A 16,669-nucleotide genomic window follows, 5' to 3' on the forward strand; every position below is an offset into this window, starting at 1 on the left:
GTCACCGGGTGGGCATCACCGCGACGGTCGACCCGTCCGGCGAGGCAGTCACGTCGATGCCGCGGCCATACTCGTCCTGGACGGACGTGCTGAGGCTCCACGTGCCGTCGTTCTCCCGCAGCGCCACCGAAACCTTGTCGCGAGGGAAGCCGGGCATGCGCTCGTCCACCTTCGCGAGGATCGCGGGCAGCGCCTTCGGCGACAGCTCCGACAACGCGAACAGCGGCGCGCCCGGATCCGGCTGGATCGGCGAGGGCCGGTGTTCGACGAGACGTCCGCGACGCCAGTCGTAGTCGTCCGAAGTGCCCGCGCCAGGGCCGGGTACCTGGAACTCGACGTGGTCGGTGCGGATGATCGCTTCGTACGCTTCCTGACGGCCGCTCACCTTGATCAGCAGCGCGGCGACCTCTCGGAAACCTTGCTCAGTGAATGCATCCGTCATGAGAGCCGGGACGCCCTTAGCGTCCGCGACCAGTTCGCGGTTGCTGTCCTTGCCGGACCGGACGGTCATCGTGATCCCGACGTCCTCGCGGCTGATGCGCACGCGCGCATCCGCCGGGTCTCCTCCGAAGCTCGCGACGAGGCCGGGTATCGCAGCGAAATTGACCTCACTCGCGGCGAATTGCTTCTCCGGCGCGCTGGTGCTGGACGAGTCGCGTTTGACCGCACCGCCGCGATAACTGAGATACGCGCCGGGAATTGTGGCTCGCAGCTGGCCCGATTCCACTGTCAGGTCTTCGAAACGCTCGCTTTCGGCGGACAGTTTCGCCACACCAGTACGCAAATCATCCGCAGTGAACAGGTCCAGAGGGGAGAGAAGCTGGCCGAGGACGTCGTCGCGGATCGGCACCAGCAACGCCGCCGCGATGACGACGGTGCTCACTGCTGTCATCGCCAGCCGTCCGGCAGCATTCCCCAGCCGCGCTTCAGGTTCCGGCGTGCGATCCTCGCCGATGACCCCGACTTGCCACGGCCGGTCAATCCACCCTCGCGGCGGGTCGGCATCCACCACGACCACACCGGGATGCCGTGGACTCTGCCTCACCACGACGACCGTGCCCGGCTGATACGCGGCGGAACGAAGCGGGTGGATCAGCTCCCGGGCGGTCGCCCTATACGCAGTCTCATTCGGCGGCGCGACGACGAGCTTCAGTTCGGTGACGTACGCGTCGTTGATCTGCGTCCCGGTCGTTTTCAGTCGCTCGATCTTGGCGAGCGCGCGGTCGCCGTGCTGCTGGACGAAACGCATGCCCTGCGGCGAGGCGGTTCCGCGCAGCGAGCGGGCGGTGCTGGCGAGCGTCAGCACCAGGATGGCGAGACCGAGACCGATCGACGCGGCCGCGAGGTACCAGCCGTAGCCGAGGACGAACCCGCCGACGATGCCCGCGATCGCGAGCCCGAGCGGCAGCGCGTACACCAGCCGCAGGAACCGGATCAGCCGGATCGCCGGAGACCGCCGCGGTTCTGGTGAATTGAGCACGATCGGTGTGTTTACTGCACTCCGCGCGAAGCCACCAGGCAGAGGTCAGGCCGACGTCACCTCGACGCCGCTCAGCCCGGTGTTGTCCTGCTGCTGCCCGTCGCCGCCCGGCACGGTGGGGATGTCACCGGTGCTGAGGCCGGACAGGTAGAGCCCGGCCTCAGCACCGGCTTCCGCGGACTGCCGCTTGCGGCGCGCCGTTTCGATCCTCGTCACCACCACCTCGCGGGGGCCGCCGGGCAGCCGCACCACCGCGTTCGCGCCGACCTGGACGGTGCCGTCGACGACCGTGCCAGTGACCACGACTCCGCGCGTCGGGATCTGGTAGATCTCGGAGATCCGGAAACGGAACGGACCGGACGGGGTTTCAGCCGGACGGCGCGAGAACAACGACATGGGACAAGCATCGCATCACGGCGATTGCGCGGCTTTCACCGGCTGGCCGCCGTGTGGACCGCCGCGGCCAGCCGGTCGTGTTCCGGATAGGACCAGGTCGCGGAGAACTGCCGCCGGGTGTACCCGAAAGCGATGCCGCTGCGCGGGTCCACGAAGGACTCGGACCCGGCGGATCCGTTGTGCCCGAACGCATTCGCGCTGAGGAACGGATACCGCAGCCCCTTCGCCTGGAACCCGAGCGCGTACTGGCCCGCGTCGCCGGTCACCAGGTCGCGGCCGGTGGAATGGAGCATGGCGAACTCGCCGAGCGTGCCGGGTTCGAGCAGCGGCGGCCGTCCGTCCAAACCGGACACGGCAGCCGCGTACAGCCCGGCCAGCCCGCGCGCGCTGCCGATCCCGCCAGCGGAAGCCTGCCCCAGCGCCCGCACCCGGCGAGTGTTGACGAACGCCACCTGATCGAGCGGCGGCGTCGAGTCGAGCCCGTAGCCGATGCCGCCCAGGCTGAGCGGCCCCGGAACGTATGCCTGAAACGCCGCCAGTTCCTCCGCGCTCGCCTCCCCCGCCAGCACCTCGCGGTACCGGTGCTCTTCCTGCTCAGGCAGCCCGAGGTACAAGTCGAGTCCGTGCGGCTCGCGCACCCTCTCCTCGAAGTGCTCCTGCACCGACCGCCCGGTGGCCCGCCGAACCACCTCGGCAACGATCGAGAACCCGGCGAATCCGCTGTAGCCGTATGCAGATCCCGGTCGCCAGAACGGCCGCTGCCCAGCCAGCCTTTGGGCAATCGCCCGATCGTCCGCAAGTTCCTCGGCGGTCAGCCCTCCGTCCGCCCCGATCACTCCGGAACGGTGGCTCAGCACATCTCGCACCGTGATCCCGCCCTTGCCCGCGGCAGCGAACTCCGGCCAGTGGCGCGCGACCGGCTCGTCCAGGTCGAGAACGCCGTCCTGCACGAGCAACGCCACCACGAGCGTCGTCGCACCCTTGGTCGAGGAGTAGACGCCGGTCAACGTCTCCCCCGTGACGTCGCCCGCCCAAAGATCGACCACCAGCCGCCCGCGCACGCGGACCGCCAACTGCACGCCCGCACTCGCCTCGGCCGCCGTGGCGAACTCGTCGCGGACCGCCTCGAAGCCGTCCGCGACCGTGCCTTGGATTTCGATGTCCCCCATGGGTTCTTGTCCCTCCGATCGTCAGTTGTCGAAAGGAGGACCCGCGCGCGGCGGTGAATGTGACTAGGCTTCGCTTCGTGATCGCCAGGCGGACTCTCGCCCTCTTCGCCGCGCTCTGCGCGCTCGCCACGCTTGTGCTGGGACTGCTCGTCGCGCCCTACGCACCGGGCACTGTGGACCAATGGGCCGACAGGTCCGCCTCGACGCTGAGCCCAGGCCTGCTCAACGCTCTCGTGCTGCCCACCGAGCCGTACGTGCTCATTCCCGCCGTCGTTGTCATCGCGGGAATCTGTCTCTACCAACGTTCTCGACGCGACGCACTGCTCGCTGTAGCAGGCCCGTTCCTCGCCATCGCCCTCAACAGCTGGGCGCTGAAACCGGTCTTCGACCGCTGGAAAGAAGGCACGCTCGTCTATCCGAGCGGCCACACCGTCAGCCTGGTAGCCGTGCTCACCGTCGTAGTACTGCTAGTCCGCTTCAAGGCAATCGCCGTCGCAGTGGGCGCGGTGCTGGTCGCTTGTGCCGCCGTAGGCATGATCGGCCTCGGCTACCACTACCTCACGGACATCGCCGGCGGCGTCTGCTTCGCCGCCGCCGTGGTCACCGCGTTGCGGGCGGCGCTGTCACCGCGTCGCGCGCCAGAGCCGTCAACCGGCTGATCGCGCGCAGGTATTTCTTGCGGTAGCCGCCGTTCAGCATCTCCTCGCCGAACAGCTCGGGCAGCGGCACGCCGGACACGACCACCGGGATCGCCCGGTCGTACAACCGGTCCGCCAGCGCGACCAGCCGAAGCCCGACCATCTGGTCCGGCACCTGCGTCACGTGCTTGAGGTGCACCCGCCGCACCCCGTCGAGCAGCTTCCCGTACCGCGAGGGATGCAGGCGCTCGAGATGCGTCATCAACGCACTGAACTCGTCCACAGTGGACCCTTCGTGCGCGGCCGCCGAGACGTCGATCTCGTCGTCCCCGACCGGCGGCGGCGCATCCGGCAGCCCGCGGTGCCGGTAGTCCGGCCCGTCGACCCGCACGACGCCGAACCGCCGCGACAACGCCTGGATCTCGCGCAGGAAGTCCTCCGCCGCGAACCGCCCCTCGCCCAGCTTGTCCGGCAACGTGTTGGAGGTCGCCGCGACGTAGACGCCCGCGTCAGTGAGCTCCTGCAGCAACCGGCTGACCAGCGTGGTGTCGCCGGGGTCGTCGAGTTCGAATTCGTCGATCGCCAGCAGCCGATGCTCCGACAACCGCGCGACCGCGTTGGCGAACCCCAGCGCGCCGACGAGGTGGGTCAGCTCGACGAACGTCCCGTACGCCTTGGGTCCCGGAGTCTCATGCCAGGTCGAGGCGAGCAGGTGGGTTTTGCCGACGCCGAACCCGCCGTCGAGATAAAGCCCCATCGGCCCGTCCGGAATCGCCGCCCCGCCGCCGAACAGCGACCGCAGCCGGGACTTCTTGGCCTTCGCCGCGCCGATCCGCGAAGCGAACGCGGAACACGCCTCGACCGCGGCCGCCTGGCTGGGCTCGTCCGGGTTGGGAAGGTACGTGGAAAACCGAGCCTCGCCGAACCGCGGCGGCGGCACGAGGGACGCGATCAGCTCGTCGGCCCCAAGCTCGGGAAACCGGTCGGTCAGCGCAGCTGCGGGCATGGTGGAAGAGCCTATCCGCCCCGTTGCGGCGGGTTCGGCTTGCCTCGGTGCCGCCGAATGCGGCAAATCCCCTGGTCGGATCCACCTTTGGCCGCGCGCAGGGCGGGCGAGGCGGGGTGCGTGTGGCGACTGTCACCGAGCGGCCGCGCTGGTCCGGCGGCGCGGCGGAGAGTCGACGCGAGCGGCGAAGCGGCTGACCCAGCGCCGCGACACCGGACTGAGCTGCGGCACCAGCCCGGCGCAAATGGCGAAGCGACTGACCCAGCGCCGCGACACCGGGCCGAGCTGCGGGACCAGCCCGGTGCAAATGGCGAAACGGCTGCCCCAGCGCCGCGACACTGGGCTGAGCTGCGGCACCGGCCCGGTGCAAATGGCGAACCGGGCCGAGCGGGGTCGATCATCGGTGCCCGAAGGCCCGAGGCGCAGTGCGGTGAACTTGGGGCACCACCGTCGCCAGCGCAGGACGGGAGTTCGGTTGCCGCCTCGCTGGCCGCTTGCCAACTCACCCGTTCGAGGGATGCCGCGTGAGTTTTCGCCCGGTCGGGAGGTCCTTGGGGCGAGTACGTTTCCGGCGCCGCGGGCCGCTCGCGGTGACACTGGACGCGCTATGTCCGCATACAGGGAGCGAGGAACCATGCCGACCCCGAACCGGCCCGATGTGCCGACTGCTGTTTCGTCTGCCGCGCTGACTTCGGTCGAGCAGACGGACACCGCTGGGCGCACCACGATTTCGTCGCTGGTCGTGCAGAAGATCGCGGCGCTTTCGGCGCGCGAGGTCGCCGGAGTGCACGCGCTCGGCGGCGGGGTCTCGCGGGCGATCGGGGCCATCCGGGACCGCATCCCGGGCTCGGGCGCGACCTCCACCGCGGGCGTTTCGGTGGAGGTCGGCGAGAAGCAGGCCGCGATCGACCTCGACGTCGTCGTCGAATACGGCGCTCGGATCGCGGAGGTCGCCCGCGACGTCCGGCGCAATGTCATCACCGCGGTCGAGCAGATCACCGCGCTCGAGGTGATCGAGGTCAACATCTCGGTCAACGACATCCACCTGCCCGGCGAGGAGGACGAACCCGAGTCGAGCCGGGTCGAGTGACCAGTCAGTCGCCAGTGCGTCGGCGCACTCAGGTTGTCCCGTGGACTCGACACCGCGTCGGTCCTGGCGGCCCAGGTGTGCCAGCGCTGCGGCGCTGAAGCCGAAACGCTTCGGACCGCACAGCCAGGCTGGACGGACTAGCGGCAGCACGCCAGCTCCGGAAATCCCGAAGCGCGCGCAAGCCGAAGCCGCCCCGGCCGCGAACGCACCGCCGTGCCAGTCACGGAACCGCTAGCCGCAGCACGCCGCACCAACTGCGAACCCCAGTACCGCAGAACGTCAGATCAGACATCAACCCAACGCACCGCAGCACGCAATCCCAGGAGGGCGCACGTTGAACGCAACGCAGACCGGGATCCTCGCCGGGCTGATTCTCGGCCTGGCCGCCACTCAGGGGTTCACCGCGTTTCTGGTGACCTTCGCGGTCGGCATCATCGGGCTCGTGGTCGGCCGGGTCCTCGACGGCGAACTCGACCTCGGCGACCTGTTCGGGAAGGGCCGAGACAAGTGACCAGGGCGGTCGAGGCAGGGCCGTCCCGCAGCGATCTTCCGGAACCCGCCGAGCGCGGTTCGCTGACCATCGCCCAGGCCGTGGTCCGCAAGGTCGCGCAGCACGCCGCCGACCAGGTGCCCGGGACGATGTTCACCGAGCGCCGCGTCGCCGGCGTCAGCACCGGGACTTCCGGTGCGTCCGCGAAGGTCGGCGGTTCGGACAACGACGTCGAGCTGTCCCTCGACCTCGCGCTGCGCTATCCGGCACCGGTGCGGGAAGTGACCGGGCAGGTGCGCGCCAAGGTCGTCGAAGAGGTCGAACGCATCACCTCCTATCACGTGCGTTCGGTCGCGGTGACGGTCACCGCGCTGCTGCCGGACGTGCCGCCGAGGGTGCGATGATGCGCGTCCTCGTCCGTCTTCTGTCGACACTGCTCGGCCTGGCCGTCGCCGCCGGCGGCGCGTTGCTGGCGCTCGAGGTCGGCTGGGCCTGGTGGCAGCCCGGCAAGGGACCGCTGCTCGTGCCGTGGCCGCGGTGGAAGACCGCGATCGCCGAGCTGGACTGGACCAGCACGCCGGTGCGGATCGCCGCCGGGATCGCGGTGCTCGCCGGACTCGTGCTTCTGTTGCTGGCGCTCGGTGCGGGCGACCGCGCGGTGCGGATGACCGACCCTGCCGACGGCATCACGGTGAGCACCTCGCCGCGAGCGCTCGCGCGGTTGGTCGGAGTGGCGGTGCGCGCGGAGGACAACGTGCGCGGCGCGTCCGTGACGGCCAGCTCTCGCAGGGTGCGCGTGCGCGCGACGAGCCGTCTCGAAAACGAGGAACAGCTGCGGCCGCGGCTCTTGGAGACCGTATCCGGGGTGCTGGACGATCTCCCGCTGCAGCGCCGACCGAAGGTGTCTGTGGTCGTCGACTCTCCGAAGGACCGGTGATGAGTGCTTCCGCGGCGCGTCGCGCGCAAGGTCGTTCGTACGGTGCCGAGCGCACGCTGACCTCCCTGGTCGGCGTGCTCGGACTGCTGGCTGGCGCCGGTGCGCTGGTGGTCGGCATGGGGTGGCTCGGGCAGTTCCGCGGGCACCGGCCGGTGCTCGATCCGATCGCGGTCGGCTGGCTCGGCGACCATGTGCTGTACGCGCGGATCGGCGCGGTTGTGCTCGGGGTACTGCTGCTGGTGTTCGGGCTGTGGTGGTTTTTTCGTTCGCTGCGCCCGGAACGCCGTCCGGACCTGAAGCTCGACGAGACGATCGGCTCGGAGCTGACCGTCACCTCCGGGGCGCTGGCCGGGGCCGTCCAAACGGATGTGGAGAGCATTGACGGGGTTACCCGGGCGCGCGTCCGGTCGGTGGGCACGGTGGCCGAACCGGCCTTGCGGATCACGCTCTGGCTGGCCGAGGGCACGGAAGTCCGGCGGGTGTGGGAAGACCTCGACTCGTACGTGCTGACCCGGGCCAGGGAATCGCTCGGCGTCGAGACGCTGCCGACCGCGGTGCGGCTCGAACTCGACACGGCCGGCTCGGCACGCGTGCGCTGATCCCGCGTTTCGCCCAGAATGCCCGCATGGCCCTCCCCGTGCAGGCACCGATCAAGCCCATGCTGGCGAAGCCGGCGAAAGCGATCCCCGATTCCGGCGGCCTGCTTTTCGAGCCGAAGTGGGACGGGTTCCGCTGCCTGGTTTTCCGCGACGGCGACGAGATCACCCTTCAGTCGCGCGCGGAGAAGCCGCTGAACCGGTACTTCCCGGAGGTGCTCGCCGCGCTGCGGGACTCCTTGCCGGAGCGGGTCGTGCTCGACGGCGAACTCGTGGTGGCCCGCGACGGCAAACTCGATTTCGACGCGCTGACCGAGCGCATCCACCCGGCGGACAGCCGCGTGCAGTTGCTCGCCGAGCAGTCGCCCGCGCAGTTCGTGGCTTTCGATGTGCTCGCGCTGGGCGACGAGTCGTTTGTGGACGAGCCGTTCTCGACGCGCCGCGAACGGCTCGAGTCGCTGCCGGGCATCGCGCTGACGCCCGCGACGACGGATCCGGAGACCGCGCGGCACTGGTTCGAGCTGTTCGAGGGAGCCGGGCTGGACGGCGTGATCGGCAAGCCGCTGGGCGAGCCGTACTCGCCGGGCAAGCGGGTTTTGTTCAAGTACAAGCATTCCCGCACCGCGGACTGCGTGCTGGCGGGTCTGCGCTGGCACGTGGACGGCGAACCGGGCGAGGCGGTCGGCTCGTTCCTGCTGGGCCTGTACGACGACAACGGGCTGCTGCACCACGTCGGCGTGGTCGGTTCGTTCCCGGTCGCGCGTCGCCGCGAGCTGGCGCAGGAGCTGGCCCCGCTGATCACTGACGGCGAAGGACATCCGTGGCTGGGCGACGCGGTCCGCGAGGGCCAGCGGATCCCGGGCGGCATCACGCGCTGGCGGTCGAAGGAACAGCCGTGGGTGCCGTTGCGGCTGGAGCGCGTGGTGGAGGTTTCGTACGAGCACACGGAGGGCGGCTATCCGTCGCGCTTCCGGCACACCGCCCAGTTCGCGCGCTGGCGGCCGGACCGGGAGCCGTCGTCGTGCGGCTACTCGCAGCTGGACGAGCCGGCGCGGTACGACCTGTCGGCGGTGTTCCGGGGCGAGGTCGTGCGGACCCGCTGACCGGGCCGCCCGGACACGCCGCAGGACCCGCTCACTGGCTTCCCACACCAGGCGTGCCAAGCTCGTCAGAGAGTTCCGCCGAGCAGACGTGAGGACCAGCCCGTGCACCGCCGTTCCCCCAGCCGTTCCCGTTCGCGCGCCCGGCTGACGGCGGCGACGCTGGGAGTGCTCCTGCTGGCCGGCTGCACCAGCGGGCCCTCCGTGCGGCCCGCGGTGATCGACAACGACGGGCGCGCCACCACCGCGCCGCCCCCGAGCGCCGCCGCGGTGCCGCTGCCGCCGCTGACCGAGCCCAAGAAGTCCGCTCTGCGGTGGGCCAACTGCGACGCGGACACCCGGCAGCGGATGGCTGCTCCGGCGCTGCCCGATTCGCTGCGCGTCAGCTGCGCGCGCCTTACCTCCCCGCTCGACGCGCCCGACGACTCGCAGCATCTGCTCGCCCGCGTCCTCGTGCTCAAGGCAGGCGACGGCCCGATCCCGCTCGTGGTGGTCAACGACATCGGAGGCGAGCCGGGGTCGCTGTTCGCCGCGCGCCTGGCGACGAAACTGCCGCCGGAATTCCTCAAGAAGTTCTCGTTGATCGGCGTGGACCGGCGCGGCACCGGGCTGTCCGGCGGAGTGCAGTGCGTGCCGCTGGAAGTGCGATCCGACCTGCTGGGCGCGGACCCGGCCGAGGGCGGCCTCGGCGAGGTGCTCGACGCGGCTCGCCGGGCAGGCCAGCAGTGCGCGCTCGATCTCGACACCGCGCAGACCGCGCTGGACAGCTGGCGCACCGCCGGAGACCTCGACCAGCTGCGCAAACAGCTGGGCCTGGACCGGCTGAACGCGCTCGGCCGCGGCGACGGTTCGAAGGTGCTTTCGGAGTACGCGGTGCGCTATCCGGCGCAGGTGGGCCGCATGGTGCTGGACGGCATCCCGGACCCCGGCGCCGACCGAGCGGCCGTGCTCGACGCGGTGGCCGCCGGCGCCCAGTCGACGTTCGATGCCTTCTCCGCCGACTGCGCCGCCCGCAACTGCCCGATGGGCGATGCGAAAGCCGCGCTGAAGACGGTGACCGACCGGCTCCGTACGTCCCCGGTGGACACTGACGACGGCGTGACGATGAGCCCGGGCGTGGCGACCTACGCGGTGTACCAAGGACTCGCCGACCGGTCGAACTGGCCCGCTCTCGCCGACGCGCTGAACGCCGCGAAGAACGGCGACATCACCGCGCTGGCCGGCTTCGCGAATCCGATCGTCGCGGACATCCGCGGACGCACGTCGCGCATCGGCGGCACCATCGCGACCCGGTGCAACGACTCGACCACCCGGCTGCCCGCCGATCAGCTGGACCGCGCAGCTGCGGCGATGCGCGCGAAATACCCGCAATTCGGTGCGGCGGTCGCTCAAGAACTCGCCTGGTGCGGCGCTTGGCCGGTCCGCCGCGAGGCGCTGCCTCCCGCCGGCGCGCCCGGCGCCCCGCCCATCCTCGTGGCCGCCACCGCCACCGACCCGGTGACGCCGCAGATCGGCACCACCCGGGCCGCGGACCAGATGCCCAGCGCCGTGACCGTCACCTGGCAGGGTGTCGCGCACGGCGCGGTCGGCCAGTCTCCCTGCGTCACCTCCGCCGCGCAGTCCTTCCTGATCGACGGCAAGATCCCGGACAACGGCACTCTCTGCCCCGCCTAGAGATCGGTCGTTCTTCCTCCTGCGCCTCGCGGTTTCCGCGGCGACGCAGCGGCTGAGCGAGGCCATCCGACCGAGACAGCGCTGCCATCCCACGCGCAGCATCCGGCCGAGTCGTTCGCCCCGCTGTGGTCTGAGGTGGCGGGACCGGGGCTGCCCCGCCGAAGTCGTTTCGAACACCCCATCAGTATCTCGAACACCTGTTCGACAGTGCATCACTCGACCCGGCCGGATTACCTCACCCGCCCGAGCAAGCAGATATCACCGCGAGTGCCGAAAACCGCGGCAGCGAACCGAATTCCGCCACTCGCGGCCGGGAACCCGGCAAGCCAGGCCGCCCCAGCCCGTCCTAACGGGACACAACAGGACTGGCCGCCGCCCAGGCCGCCTCGATCATCCGGAACACCTCGTCCACCGCGGCCTCCGGATCGGCCGCCTCGCGAGCCACCGAATAGGCGTCGACCACGAACCGGGCGATCGCGCGACACGCCGTCGGAGTCCGCCCGAGCCCGGGATCGGCCGCCATCGCCGCCGCCAGCGACTCCGCGTGCCGCAGCCGCATCGATTCCTCGTACTCACGCAGCGCGGGCGATCCGTCGATCATCCGCCAGACCGGCGCGACGCTGTCCGCCGTGCAATGCCGCACCAGCGCCTGGATCTCGCCCCGCAACGCGGGGATCAGCGGCTCCGCGGGCTCCCGCCCTTCGACCGCTCCCCGCAGGTTTTCCTCGAAGTTCGAGTCCTGCTCGAAGACCAGCGCTTCCTTCGAGGCGAAGTGCGAGAAGACCGTGGTCACCGCGACATCAGCTTCGGCTGCGATGTCCCGGATGCCCACCTCGTCGTACCCGCGCTCGAGGAACAGCCGGAGCGCGGTGTCGGCGATCTTCTGGCGGGTCGCAGCCTTCTTGCGCTCGCGCCGCCCGGACGGCTCACTCATCCGCGGATGCTATCAGCCACAAAACCTGGCCGATAACCAAAAGCTAACAGTTAGCTTTAATCGGCGGAGGGCTACTGCCGGTACCCCTCGACCTCGCCGACCGAACGCACCGAAGCCTCGTCCGGGTCGTCGTCGAACTCGACGCGGGCCCGCCGCTGCCGCAGCAGGTCCCAGCACTGGTCGAGCTCCTCTTCGGCGCGGCGCAACCGCTCGCGGTCGTCCGAGGACAACCCGACGCCGATCGCCCGGTCGCGCAGCTCCTTCTCCTCCGCGATCAGCTCGTCGATCCGCCCCAAGATCCCGTCAGCCACATCAACCTCCAAGACAGCGTCGGACACCCACCAGGACGCTACCGCGCCCCGGGGAATTCCCCACCCGGCTCGTTCGTTGAACCACCCATGAGCACAGTGGAACTGACCGCGGACAACTTCGACCAGACCGTGACCGACAACGAGTTCGTGCTGATCGACTTCTGGGCAAGCTGGTGCGGCCCGTGCCGCCAGTTCGCACCGGTGTTCGAGAAGGCGTCGGAAAAGCACGGCGACATCGCCTTCACCAAGGTGGACACCGAAGCCGAGCAGCAGCTCGCCGCGGCGTTCAACATCCGCTCGATCCCGACGCTCGCCGTGATCCGCGACAAGACCCTCATCTACTCCCAGCCCGGTGCCCTTCCGGAAGCCGCGCTGGAGGACCTCATCCGCCAGGCCCGCGAGGTCGACATGGACGAGGTGCGCAAGGCCGCCGCCGCGCAAGAAGCCGAGCAGGCCTGAGCCCAGCCACCGCAGGCGCGTTATCCGGGGAAACAACGAAGGCCCGGCACCCACCAGGGTGCCGGGCCTTCGTTGTCGTTCAGGACCGGGTGACGAGCCCGCGCAGGAAGAACGCGAGGTTCGCCGGCCGCTCGGCCAGCCGCCGCATGAAGTAGCCGTACCACTCGTCGCCGCAAGGCACGTACACGCGCATCGTCTCGCCCTCGCCGGCAAGCCGCTTCTGCTCCTCCGGCCGGATGCCGTACAGCATCTGGTACTCGTGGTCGCCGGCCGTGCGCCCGGCGTCGGCCGCGAGCTTGCCCGCGATCGCGATCATCCGCGGGTCGTGCGAGGCCACCATCGGGTAGCCCTTGCCCGCCATCAGGACGCGCAGGCAGCGCACGTAGGACTTGTCCACTTCGGACTTGTCCTGGAACGCCACCGATTCCGGCTCGGCGTAAGCGCCCTTGCACAGCCGCACGCGCGACCCGGGACCGGACAGCTCGCGGCAGTCCTGCTCGGTGCGGTGCAGGTATGCCTGCAGCACCGCGCCCACCCACGGGTACTCGGCGCGCAGCTCGCGGAGGATGCCGAGCGTCGAGTCCGTGGTGGTGTGGTCCTCCATGTCGAGCGTCACCGTCGCGCCGACCGCGTCTGCCGCCGCGCAGATCTTCCGCGCGTTCTCGAGCGCGACGCCTTCGCCGTCGCCCGGCAGGAACTGCCCGACCGCGGACAGCTTCACCGAGACGTCCGCGCCCTTGGCGAGGCCCTGTTCGGACAGCGCCGTCAGCAACTCCTCGTACGCCTGCACCGTGGCGGTGGCCTGCGCGGCGTCAGTGGTGTCTTCGCCGAGGTGGTCGATGGTGATCTTCCGGCCGTCGGCGGCCAATTCCCGTGCCGCGCGCACGGCGTCGGCGGTAGCCGAGCCGGACACGAACCGGCGCACTACGGACCGGGTGACCGGTACCGCTTCGATCAGCGCACGCATCCGCTGCGAACGAGCGGCAGCGAGCAACGGGGCACGCAGCATGGCGGTGTCTCCTTCTCAGCCCTGGTGCGGGTAGCGCACGGAGGTCGGCGGCACGAACGTCTCCTTGATCGAGCGGGGGCTCGTCCAGCGGAGCAGGTTGAAGACCGAACCGGCCTTGTCGTTCGTGCCGGAGGCGCGCGCCCCGCCGAACGGCTGCTGGCCGACGACGGCACCGGTCGGCTTGTCGTTGACGTAGAAGTTGCCCGCGGCGAACCGCAGCGCCTGAGACGCCTTCGCGACAGCTGTGCGGTCGTTCGCGATCACGGCACCGGTCAGGGCGTACGAAGCGGTCTCGTCAACCAGCTTCAGCACGGAGTCGAACTCAGCGTCTTCGTACACGTAGACCGACAGGATCGGGCCGAAGTACTCGGTGCTGAAGATCTCGTGCTTCGGGTTCGTCGACACGAGGACGGTCGGCTGCACGAAGTAGCCGACGCTGTCGTCCGCAGTGCCGCCGACGAGGATCTCGACCTCGCTGTCGTTCTTAACGCGCTCGAAGAGCGAGGCGTGCTTGTCGAAGGCGCGACGGTCGATCACGGCACCGCCGAAGTGCGACAGGTCGGTCACGTCGCCGTAGCTGAGCGCGGCGGTCTCGGAAGCAAGGCCGTCCTTCAGCTGCTCCCAGATGCTGCGCGGCACGTACGCACGCGAAGCGGCGGAGCACTTCTGGCCCTGGTACTCGAAGGCGCCGCGGACAAGCGCGGTGCGAAGCACGTCAATGTCGGCCGACGGGTGCGCGAGCACGAAGTCCTTGCCGCCGGTCTCGCCGACGAGACGCGGGTAGCTGCGGTAACCGGCGATGTTCGCGCCGACAGTGCCCCACAGGTGCTGGAAGGTCGCGGTGGAGCCGGTGAAGTGGATGCCCGCCAGGTCGCGGTGCGTCAGCGCGACCTCGGAGACGGCCTTGCCGTCGCCCGGCAGCAGGTTGATCACGCCCGGCGGCATACCGGCCTCTTCGAGCAGCCGCATGGTCAGGTGCGCGGCGAAGCTCTGCGTCGGCGACGGCTTCCACAGCACGGTGTTGCCCATCAGCGCGGGCGCGGTGGGCAGGTTGCCGGCGATGGCGGTGAAGTTGAAGGGCGTGATCGCGTACACGAAGCCCTCGAGCGGACGGTGCTCCATCCGGTTCCACACGCCTGGCGAGCTGACCGGCTGCTGGTCGAGGATGCTGCGGCCGAACTCGACGTTGAAGCGCCAGAAGTCGGCGAGCTCGCACGCGGAGTCGATCTCGGCCTGCGTCGCGGTCTTCGACTGGCCGAGCATGGTGGCCGCGTTCAGCGTCGCGCGCCACGGGCCGGTCAGCAGGTCGGCGGCGCGCAGCAGGATGGCCGCGCGGTCGTCGTAGGACAGCGCACGCCACTCCGGAGCGGCCTTCGCGGCAGCGGCGATCGCGTCGCTCGCATCCTGCTTCGTGGCGCTCTGGATGGTGCCGAGAACGTGGCCGTGGTTGTGCGGCTGGACAACGTCAATCTTCTCGCCGCCGCCCGCGCGCTGCTCGCCGCCGACGGTGACCGTCAGGTCGACGGGACCGGCCTGACCCAGTTTCTTCAGCGCACCCTCCAGCTCGGCGCGCTCGGCGCTGCCCGGCGCGTACATCAGCACCGGCTCGTTCTTCGGGGCGGGGGTCTGGGTCACGGCGTCCACGGCGGCTCCCTCGTTGGCTTACTCGTCGGTTGCCCGAAAGATAACGCTGCGCGGCGTTCAGGGGTTTGTTCAAGCGGCTAGAATCGCCCATATGGTTTTGTCCGATCGGCCTACGCGATGACGACCGCTGAGCCCTTCGCCGGCACCTCGCTGCGGCACGTGCTCGCGACCCTCGGCGAACCACTCGTGCGGGTCCTCGTCGCGCCGCGCGGACTGGGCGTTCCGGTGCAGGACGTGGTGATCCTCGACCCCGAAGACCCGCCCGAACCCCACCCCGGCGATCTGGTCCTGGTGATCGGCGCGCGGGGCCGGTCGGCGGCCGCGGCGATCCGAGCGGCCGGACGCGCGGGGGCGGCCGCGGTGGCGGTAAAGGGCGAAGGCGGCACGGACGTCGCGGCCGACGCTGGCGTCGCGCTGCTGACCGTCGGCGCGGAAGCCCGGTGGGAGCAGGTCGAGGCCCTGGCGCGGGGCGTGGTCGACGCGGCGCGCGCGGGCGGCGAAGCGGAAACCGGCGAGGTGCTCGGCGACCTGTTCGCGCTGGCCCAGACGGTCGCGACGCTCACCGGCGGCCTGGTCAGCATCGAGGACACCGCGAGCCGCGTGCTGGCGTATTCAAGAGCTGGCGACGAGGTCGACGAGCTGCGGCGGTTGTCGATCTTGGGCCGCGAAGGGCCGGAGCGATACCTCGCGATCCTCCGCGAATGGGGCGTCTACCAGCGATTGCGGGCCGGCGAAGGAATCGTGCGCGTGGACGAGCGCCCGGAACTGGGAATTCGCCGCCGCATCGCCGCCGGGATCCACGCGGGGTCGCAGCCGCTCGGCACGATCTGGGTGCAGGAAGGCGCGCAGCCGCTGACCGAACAAGCCGAGGTCGCCCTGCTCGGCGCGAGCCGAACCCTTGCCCCGCAACTGATCCGCGCGCGAACCCTGCCCGATCCGCAACTGCGGCTGCGCGAGGATTTGCTGGCCGGACTGCTGGAAGGACGCGTCGACGCCGAATCCGTCGCGGACGACATCGGTGCCGATCCAGCTCGCCCAGCGCAGGTGTTGGCGTTCACGCTCTCCCGACAGGAGTCCGCCGCCGCTTCGAACCGGTTGCTGCGCCGAGCCGAACTGGTGCACCTGATCGCGGTACACACTGCGGCCTATCGGAGGACTGCGCTCGTAAGCGTCCTCGGCGGCCGGGTGTACGCGTTGCTCCCGGATCTGCCGGAACACTCGGATGCCCCCGTGCTGGCGTTGGCGAAGGAAATCGTTGGTGCGGCACGGAAACACCTCGACGCACCCGTCCGCGCCGCGCTCGGCGGAATTGTGCCGAGGCTGTCCGACGCAGCGTTGTCGCGTGGCGACGCCGACCGGGTGCTGGTGGCGATGACCCGCGGGCATTGGCCGTCCGATGTCGCGTCGCTGGCCGACGTCCGGGCCGATGTGTTGTTGTCAGAAGTGTTGTCCTACTTGGGAGATCAACCTCGCCTGCGCGATCCCCGGCTCGCTGAACTGCGCGCCCACGACACCGACCACGGCGGCATTCTGGTGCCCGCGGTGCTGGCGTACCTGAACGCTTTCGGTGACGTCCGCACAGCCGCACGCTCGCTGAACATCCACCCGAACACCGTGCGCTACCGGGTGCGCCGGGCGTCAGAGGTGTCCGGGATCGACCTGACTGATCCAGCGCAACGGCTGCTCACCGAACTGTTGCTGCGACTGTAAAACCGGATGCCGAGGAGGTTCGTGAT

At 70.1% G+C, this 16,669-nt stretch carries 19 protein-coding genes; 10 read left to right on the top strand and 9 right to left on the bottom strand.

The annotated features are described in order from the left end of the window. Window position 1: 1 nt before the first annotated feature. From AB5I40_RS13410 to AB5I40_RS13420, 3 genes are read right to left on the bottom strand one after another with little or no spacing between them, the layout of a single operon-like run. Window positions 2–1,480 (bottom strand): hypothetical protein, encoded by a 1,479-nt coding sequence (locus AB5I40_RS13410; RefSeq protein ID WP_370938819.1) that lies wholly within the window; start codon window positions 1,478–1,480, stop codon window positions 2–4. Between the two features lie 45 nt (window positions 1,481–1,525). Beyond that, window positions 1,526–1,876, bottom strand: coding sequence for an EF-Tu/IF-2/RF-3 family GTPase (locus tag AB5I40_RS13415; protein ID WP_370938820.1), 351 nt, complete (start codon window positions 1,874–1,876; stop codon window positions 1,526–1,528). Between the two features lie 35 nt (window positions 1,877–1,911). Next, the gene (locus AB5I40_RS13420; RefSeq protein WP_370938821.1) at window positions 1,912–3,045 is read right to left on the bottom strand and encodes a serine hydrolase domain-containing protein; all 1,134 of its coding nucleotides are present in this window, start codon (window positions 3,043–3,045) and stop codon (window positions 1,912–1,914) included. Window positions 3,046–3,122: 77 nt separating this feature from the next. Between AB5I40_RS13420 and AB5I40_RS13425 the strand changes: the two genes are divergently transcribed. Continuing rightward, a complete protein-coding gene (locus AB5I40_RS13425; RefSeq protein ID WP_370938823.1) occupies window positions 3,123–3,704 on the top strand; it encodes a phosphatase PAP2 family protein in 582 nt (193 codons plus the stop codon). Here AB5I40_RS13425 and zapE read toward each other — a convergent pair. Continuing rightward, a complete protein-coding gene (gene zapE / locus AB5I40_RS13430; RefSeq protein ID WP_370938825.1) occupies window positions 3,646–4,689 on the bottom strand; it encodes a cell division protein ZapE in 1,044 nt (347 codons plus the stop codon). The two genes, AB5I40_RS13425 and zapE, sit on opposite strands and share 59 nt — an antisense overlap. A 132-nt stretch (window positions 4,690–4,821) precedes the next feature. Then, window positions 4,822–5,046, bottom strand: a complete 225-nt coding sequence (locus tag AB5I40_RS13435; protein WP_370938826.1) for a hypothetical protein — start codon at window positions 5,044–5,046, stop codon at window positions 4,822–4,824. A 277-nt stretch (window positions 5,047–5,323) separates the two neighbouring features. Between AB5I40_RS13435 and AB5I40_RS13440 the strand changes: the two genes are divergently transcribed. The 7 genes from AB5I40_RS13440 (at window position 5,324) to AB5I40_RS13470 (ending at window position 10,576) form a co-directional block, all read left to right on the top strand. After that, window positions 5,324–5,779, top strand: coding sequence for an Asp23/Gls24 family envelope stress response protein (locus AB5I40_RS13440; protein WP_370938827.1), 456 nt, complete (start codon window positions 5,324–5,326; stop codon window positions 5,777–5,779). Window positions 5,780–6,113: 334 nt separating this feature from the next. Further along, window positions 6,114–6,290: a hypothetical protein gene (locus AB5I40_RS13445; protein WP_009075692.1), complete on the top strand. Its 177-nt coding sequence runs from the start codon at window positions 6,114–6,116 to the stop codon at window positions 6,288–6,290. Beyond that, on the top strand, window positions 6,287–6,673 hold the full coding sequence (locus tag AB5I40_RS13450) for an Asp23/Gls24 family envelope stress response protein (RefSeq protein WP_344267437.1): 387 nt from the start codon (window positions 6,287–6,289) through the stop codon (window positions 6,671–6,673). Before AB5I40_RS13445 ends, AB5I40_RS13450 begins: the two co-directional genes overlap by 4 nt. Beyond that, a complete protein-coding gene (locus tag AB5I40_RS13455; RefSeq protein ID WP_370938828.1) occupies window positions 6,673–7,206 on the top strand; it encodes a DUF6286 domain-containing protein in 534 nt (177 codons plus the stop codon). The genes AB5I40_RS13450 and AB5I40_RS13455 overlap by 1 nt, the downstream gene beginning before the upstream one ends. Further along, the gene (locus tag AB5I40_RS13460; RefSeq protein WP_370938830.1) at window positions 7,206–7,805 is read left to right on the top strand and encodes an alkaline shock response membrane anchor protein AmaP; all 600 of its coding nucleotides are present in this window, start codon (window positions 7,206–7,208) and stop codon (window positions 7,803–7,805) included. The genes AB5I40_RS13455 and AB5I40_RS13460 overlap by 1 nt, the downstream gene beginning before the upstream one ends. Window positions 7,806–7,831: 26 nt before the next feature. Next, window positions 7,832–8,905, top strand: a complete 1,074-nt coding sequence (locus AB5I40_RS13465; protein ID WP_370938831.1) for an ATP-dependent DNA ligase — start codon at window positions 7,832–7,834, stop codon at window positions 8,903–8,905. A gap of 102 nt (window positions 8,906–9,007) precedes the next feature. Further along, window positions 9,008–10,576: an alpha/beta hydrolase gene (locus AB5I40_RS13470; RefSeq protein ID WP_370938833.1), complete on the top strand. Its 1,569-nt coding sequence runs from the start codon at window positions 9,008–9,010 to the stop codon at window positions 10,574–10,576. 346 nt (window positions 10,577–10,922) lie between these two features. Here the strand turns inward: AB5I40_RS13470 and AB5I40_RS13475 are convergent, their stop codons facing one another. Both AB5I40_RS13475 and AB5I40_RS13480 read right to left on the bottom strand, forming a co-directional pair. Beyond that, window positions 10,923–11,510 (bottom strand): TetR/AcrR family transcriptional regulator, encoded by a 588-nt coding sequence (locus tag AB5I40_RS13475; protein ID WP_370938834.1) that lies wholly within the window; start codon window positions 11,508–11,510, stop codon window positions 10,923–10,925. A 71-nt stretch (window positions 11,511–11,581) separates the two neighbouring features. Continuing rightward, window positions 11,582–11,821 (bottom strand): DUF2630 family protein, encoded by a 240-nt coding sequence (locus AB5I40_RS13480; protein WP_182890496.1) that lies wholly within the window; start codon window positions 11,819–11,821, stop codon window positions 11,582–11,584. 87 nt (window positions 11,822–11,908) lie between these two features. Between AB5I40_RS13480 and trxA the strand changes: the two genes are divergently transcribed. Beyond that, a complete protein-coding gene (gene trxA, locus AB5I40_RS13485; protein ID WP_116205014.1) occupies window positions 11,909–12,280 on the top strand; it encodes a thioredoxin in 372 nt (123 codons plus the stop codon). Window positions 12,281–12,359: 79 nt separating this feature from the next. Here the strand turns inward: trxA and AB5I40_RS13490 are convergent, their stop codons facing one another. Together AB5I40_RS13490 and pruA are read right to left on the bottom strand one after the other, a co-directional pair. Continuing rightward, entirely contained in the window at window positions 12,360–13,289 is a 930-nt protein-coding gene (locus AB5I40_RS13490; RefSeq protein WP_370938835.1) for a proline dehydrogenase family protein, read from the bottom strand. Between the two features lie 15 nt (window positions 13,290–13,304). Further along, the gene (pruA, locus tag AB5I40_RS13495) at window positions 13,305–14,933 is read right to left on the bottom strand and encodes an L-glutamate gamma-semialdehyde dehydrogenase (RefSeq protein WP_370938836.1); all 1,629 of its coding nucleotides are present in this window, start codon (window positions 14,931–14,933) and stop codon (window positions 13,305–13,307) included. A gap of 117 nt (window positions 14,934–15,050) precedes the next feature. On the opposite strand from pruA, the gene AB5I40_RS13500 reads away from it, so the two are divergent. Beyond that, on the top strand, window positions 15,051–16,643 hold the full coding sequence (locus AB5I40_RS13500; protein WP_370938837.1) for a PucR family transcriptional regulator: 1,593 nt from the start codon (window positions 15,051–15,053) through the stop codon (window positions 16,641–16,643). Window positions 16,644–16,669: the final 26 nt, after the last annotated feature.

The sequence above is a fragment of the Amycolatopsis sp. cg13 genome (genome assembly GCF_041346965.1).
GTDB lineage: Bacteria > Actinomycetota > Actinomycetes > Mycobacteriales > Pseudonocardiaceae > Amycolatopsis.